This is a genomic window from Kitasatospora sp. NPDC058063 (assembly GCF_042885395.1).
In the GTDB taxonomy this organism is placed as follows: Bacteria; Actinomycetota; Actinomycetes; order Streptomycetales; family Streptomycetaceae; genus Kitasatospora; species Kitasatospora lactacystinica.
Genome location: NZ_JBHVSD010000008.1, coordinates 61156 through 75308 on the forward strand (window position 1 = coordinate 61156; position 14153 = coordinate 75308).

Sequence of the window (14153 nt, forward strand, 5' to 3'; positions counted from 1 at the left end):
CTTCCCGTCTGTGGGGGTGGTTTTTGGGCAATTGTAAACCGGCTTCATCGGCGTGGGTGGCGCCGTGTGGTTGGGTTCGTAAATTGGCACCCGGCCCCCCCCCCCCCCCCCCGCAGGTTTGGGGAGAACACCCCGACGCTTGTCCGGATGCTGTGCGCCACCATTCACCCCGAGATTCGCCGTCGGAGTTTTCAGGAAACGCGACACAGAACCATCTGTCTCTGTGGTGTGCGGCGCCAAACTCGGACGCTCGAACGCAACACCAGCGCGCGTCATACCCGATCTCGGCCAAGCCTGCGACGACTTCGGCGAGCCCGCGCCGGACAATTGCCGAAACGTTTTCCAGGAACACGACTCGCGGTCGAAGTACGCGAATCGATTCCAGAACGGTGTACCACAGCCCCGAACGCTCATCTTCCAGCCCCAGCCGTAGACCTGCATTGCTGATTCCCTGACACGGGAATCCGGACGCGATAATGTCGACCTCGCCAATCAGTGAGGCCCAGTCGATTTCGGTAATGTCCCCGAGGTTCGGGGCGCCCGGGTAATGCTCGGCGAGTACCGCGGACGCGCCCGGGTCGGTCTCTGCTACGTATCGCACCTGGTCACCAGTGATGTGCTCGACCACCAGGCCGAGCCCGCCGACCCCGGCGCACAGCTCCAGAATTGGCATGTGATCCCCCCAAAGGGGCCCCGAGGAATTACCCCCGGGGCCCGGGCCGGCTCAGAACTTCGGGTCCGCCACCGCATCGTTCCAGCTCTTGAGCACGCGAATTACGGGCTTGACGTAGGAAACGTCACGGCCGTTCTTCGTGGTGTACTCCACGCGCTCCAGCTCAAGGCTGCAAAGGGCCTCGCTGCCGATCCGGTCGAGCTGGTTCTCAATCTCGTGCAGGACCTCGGCGAGCTTCCAGGACCCCGACTGAAAGCGGAAGATGCCGAGATCCGGGTCATCGGCAATCCGGAACATGACCGAGATCGACGGCGCCGGGCCGCGCTTAACCTTCGCCTTTGCCTTGCGATCGACCATGAGCGGCGGGCAGCCGCACGGCGTACCGGCCTCATCCTCCGGCGAAAGGAATTCGACCCCGTCGCAGTGGTGAATCAGGTTGCTGCCGTTCCAGAGCTTGAGATCCGAGGAAATCGCCGAGGCGCCATCGATGATCACCTTTACCTTTGCGGTGCTGGTGTCCACGACAATGTAGTTTTCCTTGTCGGTCTCGGTCTCCTCCGGGGTGCCGCCGAAAAGCTGAGCGACCGCGGAGGCCACCTCCGGGTCACCCGTGGAAACGCGCCACTCCTCCAGCGCGACCGGAACCCCCTCCTCGTCCTGCTTGCCGGAATGGAAACGACCCACGGTGTCGTCCGAGAAAGTGCCCGCCGGCTTCGCGTCCGGGTCGGTCTCGAAAATGCGCATGGCCATGCTTTTCCCCCTGGTTTTGGGCATGAAAAAAGGGGCGCGGCCGGTCGGCCTGCCCCTGCGGAAACGTTTCTTCGGTTATGCTCAGCGCGCCCGGCGCTGCGTCCCGGTGACCAGTTGGCGGACCGACTTGGCGATTGCCCGGCCGAGCACAGTCTTACTGGTCTCGCGGTCCCAGACGAATACCCGGCGCAGTGTCAGGAAGACGTCGAACACCTCGGAGTCGATGCGGACGGGCTTGAATGACCAGTCTTCCCCGGTGATGTGGAGAACGGCCGCACCGTCGAACTCAGGCATGGGCTCGCTGGTGCCGTCCGGCGAGATGATGAGATCGGCGTGCGAGTAGGCAGCCATCTGCAACGCCACATCCGGATACGTGCTCTTGCTGGTCTTCCAGTCGACAATCAGCAAATGCGCTGTACCGGACCTGTCGGGGGTCGGCTTGCCCTCGGCGTCGAGCCAGACGCGCAGAATCGCGTCAAACGATCCCGCGTACTCGTGAGTGCTCGACCAGGCAATGTCTTCGGCGCGCACCAGCTCGGGATTGACCGCTTCCAGGAAGGCGGCGAACCCTGTGCGGTACGGCTCTAGATCCGGGTGTACGCGGCCCACGAACTCGTCTCGCGCCATGCGCTCGAAAAGGTCATGGGCGTCAGACCCGAGCCTCGCGCGGGACTTCGTGTACCGCAGGTGGGAGTTGCGGACGTAGTCAATCGCGCCTTCGGGGTCGCGCTCGGCAATCGACTGGACGGCGGCAAGGCTTGTCACCGCCGTCTCGGCAGCCATGCGGGCCGCCCAGTGAACTAGAAAGGGCTTCGGGAGCATCGCAATTACCGATGTGACTCCCGGGTACTTGACGGCGGTCTCGGGGTCGACGTACCAGCGCGACCCGCCCCGTGTGATGGTCCGGATTCGTCCGGCCATAGGTTCCCCCCTTGAGTGTGGGGGTGACGGGGTGACGTTCGGGGCTCAGATTCTAGGTTCTCTACTAGAGTTGGAAATCTAGAGAAAACTGAATCCGAGGCTTTGAACGTCACCCCGTCACCCCGCTGTCAGTCCCGCCGGACGGCGAGCGAGTCGGCGAGCCGGTGCAGGTCGGCGAGCGTGCCCGTGTTGGTGACCGTGACGTCCACCTCGACCTGGTCTAGCTCCGTCTCGGTGACGTGTTCGCCCTCGGCCCCCGCGAGCCGGCCAACCTCGGGCCGGACGACCCGGACCACCAGGGCGCCGCGGGAGCGGAGCGCTTCCAGTTCGTTGGTGTGCCGTACGTCCGTGACGACCACGGGCAAGTTCCACTGGTCGGCGACGTCGATTCGTTCGAGCGCAAGCCGGAGCCAGTAGTTCGGATCGTGAGCGCGCACGGCCTCGCCGAGCTTCTGTAGCGTCCGGCGCACTTCGCGGTACTCGGTTTTCCCGCGCTCCCACCCATAGCGGCCGACCAGGTCCGACAGCCTGACTGGTAGGTACCCGTACGAAGTGCGCTCGGCCGCCACAACGGGGTCAAGATCGAGCGCCATTGAGCGCAATGGATCGGCGAACGCGACCCGGACGAAGGCGTGTTGTGCTCCGAGCCGGGCACCGATGGTGTCCTTACCGCTCCGCGCCTTACCGAGCAACGCCACATGGCGGTAGGTCACAGCACCTCGAACCGGTCGGTGTCGGTGCCGACCGGCTCGGCCTGGTCGACGGTCTCGGCCGGGGCCGGCTGTGCGAGGGCGTCCGAGGTCTTGGCGTCCTCGACTCGCTGCACGCTCTCGCCCACACCGAGGACGGCCGCCGCCAGGGCGAGCACCAGGGCGGACGGCATGGACGGCACGTAGTGCGCGACCAGGGTGAGAGCGGCGACCAGGACGGCGTACAGGCGGGCCGGGTGGTTGGTGACGAACTGCATAGGTTTCCTCCGAATTTCTAGAAGTCAATTTCGCGATCATGGCTGAATACGCCCTCTTTCGATGGCAGGCAAACCGAGCTAGCCTCGGAAGACATTCCATCAGGAAAGGAAAGATCAAGTGAAAGTCAAGAGAATGCGATCCATCCACTTCACGCGGATAGGGCGCCGAATGGCTACGGCAGTCGGCCTATTGGGGATCTCTGCGGCTTCCATCGTGGCGACCGCCGGACCCGCCAGCGCTCAGGAGGCTGCCTACAACGGCGCATGTGGAAGCGGCTACAACGTCAAAGACTGGGAGGACATTTACGCCGCAGACGGCCGCCTCTCGGCGACGATCTACCTGACCTACTCGTCCGGGACCGGAAAGAACTGCGTCGTCACGATAAAGAACGGCCAGACGACGTACATGGTCGGGGCATTCCTCGAAAATGACAACGATCCCAATTCGTGGACTTCCGACTACGGGAACTACATGAAGTACGCAGGACCCGTCTACGTGTACGCGAAGGGCTCGTGTGTGAGCTGGGGCGGCGCATACATGGAATCAGAGGTACATCGGTGGCACACCAACTGCGGGGCGCTCGCTGGGTGATGCCGCAGTCTCCTCCCTGTCAGAGCTAGGCCGTGGGCACGCGGAGCGCGTCCCACGTAGTCCGGCCGGGCCAGCCATCGGCGTCCGAGCCGGTGAATCCCCGCTTGCGCTGCCACTTCGCGTACGACTGCCGGTCGGCCTCGGTCCACTGCGGGCCGGGGCCTTCGGTGTAGGCGGAGCAGCCTTCGGCGACCAGGCGGCGGCCCATGGCGGTGATCAGGGGCGAGCGCGGCGACGACTTGAACCACGCGGCGCCGGGGAACGGGGCGTAACCCGAGCCGGTCGAACCGCCACCACCACCGGGCGCGGGCATGCCGGACTGCACCCACGTGTACAGCCGGCCACCGGGGCACAGCGTGGCAAACCCATCCTTGTGCCCCTTCATCGCGAGGCGTCGACCCGTGCGGGCACACGCCTCGTCGTACAGCGCGCGGGCAGCACGGAGCGCGGCGTCCGTCGGGGCCTGGTCGCCGCCGATGGCGATCTGGACACCGAACCCGGAGCGGTTGTGGTCCGGACAGTGCGCGCCCTGGAGTCCCCAGCCCCGGCCTTCGTAGATGTTGCCCGCCTGGTCGACGACGAAGTGATAGCCGATGCCGCTCCACCCGTTGCCGAGGTGTTCGGCTTCGATTGCCCGCGGGACCGCGGTGCCGGTCCGGTTGACCGGGGTGCCGCCGTCGTAGTGGACGAAGAACTCCGCGCGTTCCGACAGCGGGACAGCGCTGATGCTGCCGGTCCACGGCTTCGCGCCCCACTGTGCGCGGGAGATGATGGTGACGCTCAAGGTGCCTCCTGGCATGCGAAAGCCCCGCCCGGTTTCGGCCCGGACGGGGCTCGGATGTTCTGAATTCGGTTGTGTGGTGGGCTACTTGGCGATGGCTTGCACCAGTGAGACCACGGCGCCGCCGAGACCTGTCACGGCCGCCACCGGCAGCGCGTACCGCCATGCCTCCAGACCCCTCAACCTGTTTTCATGATCGGCGAGTTCGGCGCGTACTCCCTCGGCCTGTTGGCCCATGGCCTGTACGTCCGAGCGCAGCCCAACCACCTGGTCGTACACTTCGCGGGCCCCAATGTGGATCGTGCCGAGCTGATCAGGCGGGCTCGGTTCCGGGGATGGGGATGTGGGCATTGGGGTCCACCTCCTCACGGCGCACAGTGACCACGGCGGACAGGGGCCGGTAGCTGATGCACTGGCGCAGTAAGGTCGTGACCGCACCCTCGGCGGCACGGACAATCTCCTCGCCCGCCCTCGCAATCGACGTGGCATCCGGCGGGCCGGGGTCGCGTCCGGTGACGTAGGTGACGACCGCGCGCACGTCCTCGGGCGGAACGATGATCGACAGGTCGTAGGCGTGCCCGTCCATGGACTCTCTCCTCTCCATCTAGTAGCCGGCCGGGGCTGCCACCGCAGACCAGGTGCCCCCTGCGGTCGCCCCCGGGGCCGAGGTGGCCGGTACTCCGGTGGCGAGCCCCAGCCCGATCGACAGGGCCGGAGTTCCGACCGATTGCCGTGCTTGCAGCAGCACGCGCCGCCATGTCCCGGCGCGGGTCTGCGGCGGGCCGAGCGGGTGCAGCCACTCGCAGCGGAGCCACTGCGCAGGGGCAATGCCGATGGCTACGGTGCTTGTGGTGGCTCGGCCGGAGTCGACGTCGAACAGTCGGAACTCGACCAGGCCGCTCCCGGCGGTGCTGGCTCGGAAGTCGAGCCGGAGCACCGCAGCATTCAGGTTTCCGACCCCGAGTTGTGCCACCGCCCGGAAGGTTGATCCACCCGGCCACCCCTCGTACGGGGTCATGGGCAAGGGCTCGTCTCGGCCACCTTGTCGGGGGGTACGTTCCAGGACGTCAAGGCGCCGCTTAATCTCTGCGAACTCCTGGCTAAGGCTGGGGAGTTGCGGCACTGCCGACATTGGCATACACCTCCGTCGGTGTGAGCGTGAGCGTGGTTTCCTCCCCGTCGTCACCGACCCGGACCGTGATCTCGGTGACCAGGTACCGGCCGTCCACCAGCGACCGGCCACTGATCGGGACGCGCACGCGGACCTGGTGGCCCACCTGCACGTCACCAGGGCCGGGATGGTCACCGGGGTACAACCGGACGGAGGGGATCGTGATCGGGGCGGAACCCGCGGCGATCGTCTGCCGGGCGTACTCGGTGAGGGTGCCCGGGTCCACGACGTCCTGTCGGGACTCCACCGACGACAGGCGCGGGATTCTCCGGCTCGGGTCGGTCTCGGCGGGCAGGTTGTACCACCAGCTCACCATCTGCGACTCGCCGTCGCCGGATCCCGTGACCGCCGCCTCGGTGGTCATCGCCGTGCCGTCGACCGTGACCCTCGGGACGTCGCACGTCGACCCGTGATCGAGCACCAGGTCTGTTGGCTCGCCGTCGCGGGGCAGGAACCGCACCGTGTTGGTGAGCCGACCGCCGAGCCACCCGGAGTCGATCCGGAAGCCGAAGCCCCCGCGGACCGCCCCGAGGTCTTCGACCACCGGCCCCACGAACTTCCGCTCGTACGCATGGTACGTCCGGTCCCGCGGCACCCCCGTGACCTCGGAGCCATCCCAACTCAACGCAGCGGGGCCCGTGTTCCACGAAATCGCGCCCGTTCCGTCCGCGTAGTCCTCGACCAGCCGGCGGGCAATGAGACCCTGGTCCAGCTGTGAGTACGTCGCCGTGCTGGTGATCTGTCGGCGCCGGTAGTACTCCCACAACCCCACGGCGGACAATGTGACCGTCTCCGCTTCCAGGTCGACGTCATAACCGACCAGGGGCCCCGACCAGAGCACCTGTTGCCCGCGTTGGACGTAGATCAGCACGCGCCACGGGGCGAGGGCCTGCCAAGGGAACCGCTCGAAGCTGAGTTTCACGGCAGCGCTGCCGGGGGCGCTCAGGATCCGGGTGTAAGACAGCTCCGCGGCGGGCAGTTCCCCCCACACCTCACCGGACACGAACTCGGCGAACAGGATTCTGTACACGGGCGCCTACTCGGCTGGCAGCAGTAGCAATTGGCCGTTGCTCTGCCATTCGTCAAGGACGCACCAGGCGTCCTGTCCGTACAGATACACCGACACATCGAGCGGCTGACCACGGGGCACGAAGACCTGCACGGTCGCACTGTGGACGCCTGCCGAGCTGGTGTTGACCTGCGGCGTCTCCCACTGGTGGACACCCCCGGCCGTGACCACGGCGGACGTCCACCCCCCACCCCCACCGGACGTGTACCGCATCTGGAACGTGAGGACCCCGACACGCACATACGGTGCCGCCGCGCCCTCCCACCACATCATCCGACCCGAGGTTCCGCCCGGTGTTGCCGATGACCGCCACCCGGTCGCCCCCTTACCGGTGACGCCGGTAGCCAGCGTCGGCCGGTACGCGAGCGGCCTCGCCGACGAAGCGCCCCGGATATACATCAGGTCTTCGTCGGAGCTGTAGATCAGCCCGCCGCGCGGAACAGGGGCAGCTGCGTCCGCGACGGTCTGCCCCGGCGCTGTCCGGACCGGCGCAAGGACGGTCGGATCTCCCTGCCCGGACGACGATCGCAGGTCTTCGATGTCCCCCGTGCTCAGCGTGGTTGCACCTCTCCGGACCCGGACTCGGGCCAGGATCAGACAGGACTCCCACGGCACAGCCGGCGGGGGCCCGCCGTCGGTACCCCGCACCACATCCAAGCACCAGCCGGGCGCAAGGTTGCCCGGCGCGTAGTTCGCCAAAGGCAGCTCTGCATACGGAGTGCTGTCGGTCTCGGGCGCCACCCGGGCCACAACCAGATCGAACCGGTCGGCCGTCGGCGAAGATGGCGCAAGGCTGAACTCAACACCAGGTGCTGGCAGTTCGACCAGGTATGCAGCCCGGCCCCGGACGCCGGACCGTGTGAGCGGAACCCATGCACGGCCCCCGCCCACGGACACCCGCGCTGAACTACCAGACACCGCCGTGACCTTGAGCGCATCGGCCGTGTCCCGAACCACCCCGACAACCGGTGCCCGCACATCTGCAACCAGACCGCGGAAGTCGGACGCGTCGTACTCGCCCCTCGGTCCGAACAGCGGTGCTCGGATTCCCACCTCTACCCCCTATATCCATGCGGACCGCCAACGCAGGTCCGCGACTCGGTCACGTCCGCCCACCAGGTCATCCAGCTCCCAGACGTTGCGACCCGGGCGAAGCGGGAACCACACGGAGTCGCCGGACAACGCGTACCGGTCCGCCCCGTTGAGTCGCACCGTGCGGGCCCCGGTGTCGACGGTCAGCACCTCGCCCGCGGGTACGTCCAGCAGAATCCGAAGCCGTTCGCCGGGTGTGCTCCGGTTGGTGATCACCGGGGCCGCCAGCGGGCCCCGCAACGTGATGACCGGCCACGTTTCGGCCGACCCGCCAATGGTGATCACCGGGTCCGCGGGCGTCGCCCTGGCGCCCGCCCTCGCGAAGCTGAACGGGAACCGCAGCGGCCAGATCCGAGCGGCACCGCGCGGCACCGCCGGGACCACCTGTCCCGCGAACTCCTGGTCGGAGTAAAGGACCGGGTCCGCGGCGATCAGCTCCACCTCGACCCGGGCAGCGCCCGAGGTGTACTCGACGTCCAGCGGTGCCGCCCACTCCCCCACCCGCACGGCGACGCGACCGGACCCGCCGGCCACCCCGGGAACAGCGAAGCGCAACACCCGGTCGGCTCCGCGCCGCAGGACGGCCAGCAGCGCCGCCAGCGTTTCCGGGGAGTCGAGCACGGTCATCGACAGGTGGATGATCCGGGCGCCCGGAACGTCGTCGCCGAGGACAACGCCCGGACGCCCAATACGAGTTGACCGCGCCGCCCTGGTCTCGGTGCTTGCGAGGATGCCGCTCGGTTCGTGCAGCACCACCGACCCGGCCCCGCCGAGCAGTAGTCCCCCCAGCTCCATGGTCCACGGCTCCGCGGTGTATGCCGGACCCACCATCTAGACCACCCCCATCCGGAGTTGCCACGCCACCTGTCGGCCGATCTCGTACGCGCTCGCATCGGTGCGGGCGTTGACCGTGATCGACGGCGGCGCCGAGCTGGTCGCCGCGGAACCGACCGGGGCCAGCACCGGAGCGGGCACCCGGAGGGGCGGGATAGTCACCAGGCGGCGGAGTCGGGCGGTGAGCTCGGGCGCCGTCTCGTCTACGCCCTCGCCGATTCCCGGAGGAATCCACCGGCCGATTTCGGCCGCCATCAGACGAGACGGCGATTTGATCCCGAGGGCATCCGCAATCGGACCCGGAATTGCCGACTTGGCCCACCCGATCAACTTTTCTTTCAGGAACGAACCCATACTGGAAATTCCGTTCCAGAGTCCGCGCACCACGTCCTTTCCCTTGTCGAGCAGCAGATTTCCAAAGTCGCCCAAGGCATCCTTTACGGCGCCCGGTACTCCCTTGGCCCAGTTCACGAACTCGCCGAATTTCTCCTTGGCTGCCGACGCGAAATTCGCCGCAGCCTGCCCGGCAGTTCGCAGCATGTTTGCCAGCGAGGACACCCAGCCGATGATGTCCCCGAACCAGCTGATACCAGTGCCGATCGCCGACCATAGAGCCGAGAAGATCGGGCCGGCGAGCCGGAGGACAACCGGGATAACGACCCCGAGAATGTCGGCGCCGAGCCGTCCCAGCCAGGAAATCAGCGACGCCAAGAACTCGACCGTGGGGCGGCCCTTCTCGACCACTTCGAGCAGACGGGCACCGATCATCTGGAGAGCCGGGACAACGCGGTCCGAGACGAACGCGCTCACTGCCGCGAAGATCGGAATCAGGTTCGCAGAGACCGCCTCATAGACGCTCATCACAGCCGGCCAGACAACCCCGACCAGAATGGAGCCGAGGGCGGAAACCACCGGCATAACGGCGCCGAGAATGGCCGAACCGAGCTGAAAGGCAGTCGGCACCAGGTAGTTGGCAAAGACGTCCCAGAGATTTCGGGCCACAAGCCCGGCGCGCTCCAACAGCCCCGCAAAACCCGAGGATGTCACGTCGTTTCCGCCCGCGATAAAAGCTGCACCGAACGCGCGGATACCACCAATCGCCGAGTCGAAAACGGTGCGGACCGTCGCCCCTGCCAGGATAATGGGGTTGATCCACGACGTTGCCAGACCAACACTTGCCCCGGCTCCGGTGAACGATCCGAAGAACAGCCGGACCACATCCGCAGCCACCCGCAGGGGCGGCCCGAAGGTATCCGCCAAGAACCCGCCGAACTGCCCGAGAACCGGCAACACCTGGTCCCCGATAAAGTTCGTCAGCCCAACCTCTAGGCTGCGTTTGAACTGCTCGATCTTGGCGCCCGCATTGTTATGCAGCGCGTCGCCCATTTTCTCGGCAGCGCCCGCGGTATCTCCGAGGGCTTGGACAGCCGTCCTCGGATCAAGGGCAAAAAGTGCCTGCCCCAAATCCTCGCTTTTGGTCCCGAAAAGTCCGACCGAGGCGGCCGACCTTTCCGCCGGGTCCTTTATTGCCTTGAGCCCGTCTAGAACCTGCTGCAATCCCTCACGGGCACCCGGGCCGCCCGCAGCGATTTTGCGGGTCATATCCTCCGCGGAAAGGCCGATCGCTTCATAGGCAGCCTTGCTGGCGGCACTCCCATCCGTCGCCCGGATTTGGAATTCTTTGAGAGCGTCAGCAACGGTATCGGTATCGCGGGCACCCGCCGCCATACCCTGGGCCATAAGGCCCATTGCGTCGGCGCCAGAAAGCCCCAAGTCTCGGAACTTGGTGCTGTACTCGTTCATCGTGTCGGACAAGTCATCAGCCCTCGGCCCCATGCGCTGCATTGCAGCGGTCATAAGATCGAGTGCTTCCGTCCCGTCTTTTGCGATTCCGTTTTTAATCATCTGGCCGACCGCGTTAGAGGTCTGGCCCAAGTCCAGCTCAAAGGTCTTGGATAGATCCGTGACCTTGCCCGTTATGGAATCGATCTGGGCATTTGTGGCATCCGGCGGCAGAATGCCTGACCGCATCACGCCGGATATCGCCTGTGCGGCTTCCTCTACAGAATCGGTGACCCCGCCCACATAGAGCTGTCCAGCATCCTTGCCGTACCGCTCGGCTTCTTCCGGGGTAGCACCCAACTGGGCTTGGATTTTGCCGTTAATAGCGCCCTGGTCAAGAGCATCGGAAAATCCCTTGACCAGGATTGCCGCGGCAGCCAGACCAACAGTCAGCAGCGAGCCCTTGAGGATCCCACCCATTTTGCCGGTGAAGCCCTCGCCGGACGCCGTTCCGGCAGCCTCGCCGGCTGCCTCTCCGGCCTGCTCGCTAGGGCCTGTGACCTTCGACTCCAGCTCCTGGCCGAACCCTTGTACCTCGGGGACGATCGACAGATATCCCATGCCGACTTCGACAGCCATTAGTCACCCCCCGGGGTCGGCTGGAATCGCACCAGATAAGCGGCGACTTCCTTCGGATTCCGGGTGGTCGAGCCGATTCGACCAGGGCCCTTGACGCCCGGCCGCGGAATCGGGTCCGGCCGCCGGCTCGGCGACTTCGACCCTGCGTTGCCTCGCTGCCAATTTGCCTCGGACAGCCGATCGTGGACGGCCGCAAGTAGCTGAGTCTCCAGCGTCCACGGGGCATCCGGACCAGCCAGAGAACGGGCCAGTGCAGAATCCGGCGGAAGCCCGGAGATCAGGGCCCTAAGGCGCCGGAGAGTGAGCCCGGAAGCCGGCCGAAAAAGGTCTCGGATATCTATCCGGTAGTAGCGCTGTAGGTCCGCCTCGACCGCCTCGCCGTGATCGGTCAGGAGGCGGGCGAGGGCTGCGATTCCCCCGGCGTCACACCCGTGTGGTTCTGCCAGCGCCGGAACAGTTCACCCAGCGCAGAAAGGGGCAGGGGCAGCGCGTCGAACTCCTGCCACTGGTCGCCGAGACCTTCCCGCATCAGGGACAGAATGTCGGCCGCCGAGGGCGACGACAGGTTTACCGTCGACAGTAGCGACTTATCCAGATCACCCGCAGCGGGAAGGGAGAAATCCCTACCTCCCAGGGTGAACGGAAAGGGTGTCCGAGTGGACTCGGTTACCCACGTGTCAAGGTTGAAACGATCAGCCATTGGGATACCTCTCGATCATGCAGAAGCGTTTCTGCAAAATGGGCAAAAACGGGGAGGTCACTGCGCCGGGGCCGCCAGCCACGCCGGGTCGTCAGAGAACTTAATTGCCACGGTCCCGTCCGCTGCCGGGTAAGCCGTGATGGTGAGTTCGTAGGAAACGGCTTCGTCGCCCTTGTAAACCAGGTCGCCGACCTCGGTAACCTCGCCGTCGGGGATTACGATTCGGATGTGGGAATCGCCGTCGACCACGTCGAAGCCGAACATTCGACGATCCGGGCCGGGTGCCTTGATAGCAAGCACGGCCTTACCACTGGCGCCGGTGACCTTGCTTCCCTTGTGGTAAAGCTCAAGGGTCGTCTTGGACGTCTCGATAGCGGTCAGCTTGAAAGTCATTTCCGAACCGGAAATCACCTTCCGGACAGTCGCCCCGCCCTGCCAGGCCTTGATTTCGGTGACGTCGGCGGAATTCGACTCGGTGATACCGTCATCGGAAATCCAGCCGATATCGACCGCAGCAGCCGGCCATGGACTGGTTGCGTCGCTGGGCGCGGTGGTCCCCTTCGGCGCGGTGTAGGCAGCGCCAGTAATGGCGACCCGGACCGCGTTGGCGTTGAGAGTCAATTACTTCCCCCGTTCATCGAAAATGATCATGAGAGTCCGAGTATCATGCCGCCATGGACACGGCATTCGGTGCGCTAATCGGCGCAGTGGTGGGGTCGCTGGCAACCGGCGGAACTACGCTCGTTAGCGGTTGGTTCCAGCGAGAAGGGGTGCGGGTGGCCGCCCGTGTAGAACACCAGAAAGAACGACGCCAGGGCCGCCAGGATTCCTATCGGGAGTTCTTGAAAATCACCAACGACCTTAGTGCGATCGCCCGGCATCAAAACTACATAAATCGCACTGGTGAGGAACTCGACCCCGATATTATGGGCGGCGCTTATCTTTCCCTAGAGGAGGCGTGGATTGACGTATCGCTATACGGCCCGCGCGACGCAACATTGAGCGCTATGGGCGTCATGGAAGCCGCACAGCGACTTAAGGTCGGTGCTGCCATGAGCGCGGAAGGAATGGACCCCGAGAACAGTTTTATCAACGATATTCGGAATTTCGGGTCGGTGGTCGGAGAGTTCATGGTCGCGGCACAAAAAGCCCTTGACGACGATGGAAGTCGGCGCCTACGGAAGTGGCCCGCTCGGCGGTAGCATCCGCCCTCTCATGTGGATCTCGACCGCCAGGGCGTAACGCGGGCTACCGGACTGGTCGTCGGGCAGCCACATAAGCCCCCCGACTTCGGTGATCCGGTACACGGTGACTTCATCTCGAACGCCCGGAATGAAGCTGAGCACCGCGCGAACCAGGGCCGCGAGATCGTGAGCCGCGGATTCGGTGGCAGCCCACGCGTGGATATCGAGCCGGGGCCGATCGGAAACGACCGTCGCCCTGGTACCTCCGACCCGCTCGACCCGCACGAACTCGGCCGGTCGGGGCGAGGGGATTCGGGAGACCACCGGCACGGGTCGGCCGACCTCGGCGAGGGCCTGCCGGAGGTATCCGATAACCACGGCAACGGCGTCCGGCATGAGGATCAGGGGCCTACTCACCGTGGGCACCGTCCAGCCCGCGAAGCAGGTCCCTGCGCGAGCCCTCGCGCCCGCCCGCCTTCGGGAAGTTGTAATTTCCGATGACCGCGCCGCGCCACCGCTTCCGGCCCTCTTCCAGATCGGTGCGGAAGTCCCCGCCACCCGATCCGGCGCTGTCAGCGATCCGGTTCGTAATTCGGCCGACTTCCTTTCCGACCGTGGGCAACTTCATCAGGCTTCGGATTCCGGCCTTGTTGGGCTTGAACCTGCGGAATCTCATCCGTTCACCTCCCGTAGCCGTACCTCGGTGTGGTGGTGCCGGTCGCCGAGCGGGTACCGGGCAGGCTCGCCATCCACCTCCAACAGCCGGCCAAGGACGGTCACCCGGTCGCCGGGGGCTAGGTCGACGTCGACTCCGCGGCGGGTCAGAAGTCGCCACCCGGTGACCACCACGGGCCGGTCCCCGACAGCCTCGGTGGACTCCTGCGGCAGCACCTCGACCCGGGGCACGGTCGTACTCGTCGCCCTGGTCCAATCCCGCTCGCTGGTGGTGTTGCCGTAGCGGTCAACTGCGAACGGTGCGCGGTGAGTTACCACTGTCT

General features: G+C 65.8%; 19 protein-coding genes. 2 read left to right on the forward strand and 17 right to left on the reverse strand.

The window, feature by feature from the left end; genetic code table 11:
• The 5 genes from ACFVUY_RS15585 to ACFVUY_RS15605 all read right to left on the reverse strand — a co-directional run.
• A partial coding sequence (locus ACFVUY_RS15585) for a DNA cytosine methyltransferase (protein ID WP_387730194.1) occupies window positions 1-673 on the reverse strand: 673 nt, incomplete at its 3' end.
• 51 nt (window positions 674-724) lie between these two features.
• On the reverse strand, window positions 725-1423 hold the full coding sequence (locus ACFVUY_RS15590) for a hypothetical protein (RefSeq protein ID WP_387730197.1): 699 nt from the start codon (window positions 1421-1423) through the stop codon (window positions 725-727).
• An 81-nt stretch (window positions 1424-1504) separates the two neighbouring features.
• Window positions 1505-2206, reverse strand: a complete 702-nt coding sequence (locus tag ACFVUY_RS15595) for a hypothetical protein (protein WP_387730199.1) — start codon at window positions 2204-2206, stop codon at window positions 1505-1507.
• 266 nt (window positions 2207-2472) lie between these two features.
• Window positions 2473-3057, reverse strand: coding sequence for a hypothetical protein (locus ACFVUY_RS15600; RefSeq protein WP_387730201.1), 585 nt, complete (start codon window positions 3055-3057; stop codon window positions 2473-2475).
• Window positions 3054-3311, reverse strand: coding sequence for a hypothetical protein (locus tag ACFVUY_RS15605; protein ID WP_387730203.1), 258 nt, complete (start codon window positions 3309-3311; stop codon window positions 3054-3056). The genes ACFVUY_RS15600 and ACFVUY_RS15605 overlap by 4 nt, the downstream gene beginning before the upstream one ends.
• A 118-nt stretch (window positions 3312-3429) precedes the next feature.
• Between ACFVUY_RS15605 and ACFVUY_RS15610 the strand changes: the two genes are divergently transcribed.
• The gene (locus tag ACFVUY_RS15610; RefSeq protein WP_387730206.1) at window positions 3430-3903 is read left to right on the forward strand and encodes a spore-associated protein A; all 474 of its coding nucleotides are present in this window, start codon (window positions 3430-3432) and stop codon (window positions 3901-3903) included.
• A 25-nt stretch (window positions 3904-3928) separates the two neighbouring features.
• Here the strand turns inward: ACFVUY_RS15610 and ACFVUY_RS15615 are convergent, their stop codons facing one another.
• From ACFVUY_RS15615 to ACFVUY_RS15655, 9 genes are all read right to left on the reverse strand, one after another.
• Window positions 3929-4687, reverse strand: coding sequence for a peptidoglycan-binding protein (locus tag ACFVUY_RS15615; protein ID WP_387730209.1), 759 nt, complete (start codon window positions 4685-4687; stop codon window positions 3929-3931).
• A gap of 81 nt (window positions 4688-4768) precedes the next feature.
• Window positions 4769-4963: a hypothetical protein gene (locus tag ACFVUY_RS15620; RefSeq protein WP_387730211.1), complete on the reverse strand. Its 195-nt coding sequence runs from the start codon at window positions 4961-4963 to the stop codon at window positions 4769-4771.
• Between the two features lie 34 nt (window positions 4964-4997).
• A complete protein-coding gene (locus ACFVUY_RS15625) occupies window positions 4998-5270 on the reverse strand; it encodes a hypothetical protein (protein ID WP_387730213.1) in 273 nt (90 codons plus the stop codon).
• A gap of 514 nt (window positions 5271-5784) precedes the next feature.
• Complete coding sequence (locus ACFVUY_RS15630) at window positions 5785-6885, reverse strand: hypothetical protein (protein WP_387730216.1); 1101 nt, start codon at window positions 6883-6885, stop codon at window positions 5785-5787.
• A 6-nt stretch (window positions 6886-6891) separates the two neighbouring features.
• On the reverse strand, window positions 6892-7017 hold the full coding sequence (locus ACFVUY_RS15635; RefSeq protein ID WP_387730219.1) for a hypothetical protein: 126 nt from the start codon (window positions 7015-7017) through the stop codon (window positions 6892-6894).
• Between the two features lie 969 nt (window positions 7018-7986).
• Entirely contained in the window at window positions 7987-8847 is an 861-nt protein-coding gene (locus tag ACFVUY_RS15640) for a phage distal tail protein (protein WP_387730221.1), read from the reverse strand.
• Complete coding sequence (locus tag ACFVUY_RS15645) at window positions 8848-11271, reverse strand: phage tail tape measure protein (protein ID WP_387730224.1); 2424 nt, start codon at window positions 11269-11271, stop codon at window positions 8848-8850.
• Between the two features lie 388 nt (window positions 11272-11659).
• On the reverse strand, window positions 11660-11971 hold the full coding sequence (locus ACFVUY_RS15650) for a hypothetical protein (RefSeq protein WP_387730226.1): 312 nt from the start codon (window positions 11969-11971) through the stop codon (window positions 11660-11662).
• Between the two features lie 57 nt (window positions 11972-12028).
• Window positions 12029-12592: a hypothetical protein gene (locus ACFVUY_RS15655; RefSeq protein ID WP_387730228.1), complete on the reverse strand. Its 564-nt coding sequence runs from the start codon at window positions 12590-12592 to the stop codon at window positions 12029-12031.
• 53 nt (window positions 12593-12645) lie between these two features.
• Here ACFVUY_RS15655 and ACFVUY_RS15660 point away from each other — a divergent pair, with 53 nt between their 5' ends.
• Window positions 12646-13173 carry a hypothetical protein gene (locus ACFVUY_RS15660; RefSeq protein WP_387730230.1) on the forward strand — a complete coding sequence of 176 codons (528 nt, stop codon included), beginning with the start codon at window positions 12646-12648 and terminating at the stop codon, window positions 13171-13173.
• Here ACFVUY_RS15660 and ACFVUY_RS15665 read toward each other — a convergent pair.
• From ACFVUY_RS15665 to ACFVUY_RS15675, 3 genes are read right to left on the reverse strand one after another with little or no spacing between them, the layout of a single operon-like run.
• Window positions 13147-13572 (reverse strand): hypothetical protein, encoded by a 426-nt coding sequence (locus ACFVUY_RS15665; protein ID WP_387730233.1) that lies wholly within the window; start codon window positions 13570-13572, stop codon window positions 13147-13149. The two genes, ACFVUY_RS15660 and ACFVUY_RS15665, sit on opposite strands and share 27 nt — an antisense overlap.
• Window positions 13565-13831, reverse strand: coding sequence for a hypothetical protein (locus ACFVUY_RS15670; protein ID WP_387730235.1), 267 nt, complete (start codon window positions 13829-13831; stop codon window positions 13565-13567). Before ACFVUY_RS15670 ends, ACFVUY_RS15665 begins: the two co-directional genes overlap by 8 nt.
• Complete coding sequence (locus tag ACFVUY_RS15675) at window positions 13828-14148, reverse strand: hypothetical protein (RefSeq protein ID WP_387730237.1); 321 nt, start codon at window positions 14146-14148, stop codon at window positions 13828-13830. Before ACFVUY_RS15675 ends, ACFVUY_RS15670 begins: the two co-directional genes overlap by 4 nt.
• Between the last annotated feature and the right edge of the window lie 5 nt (window positions 14149-14153).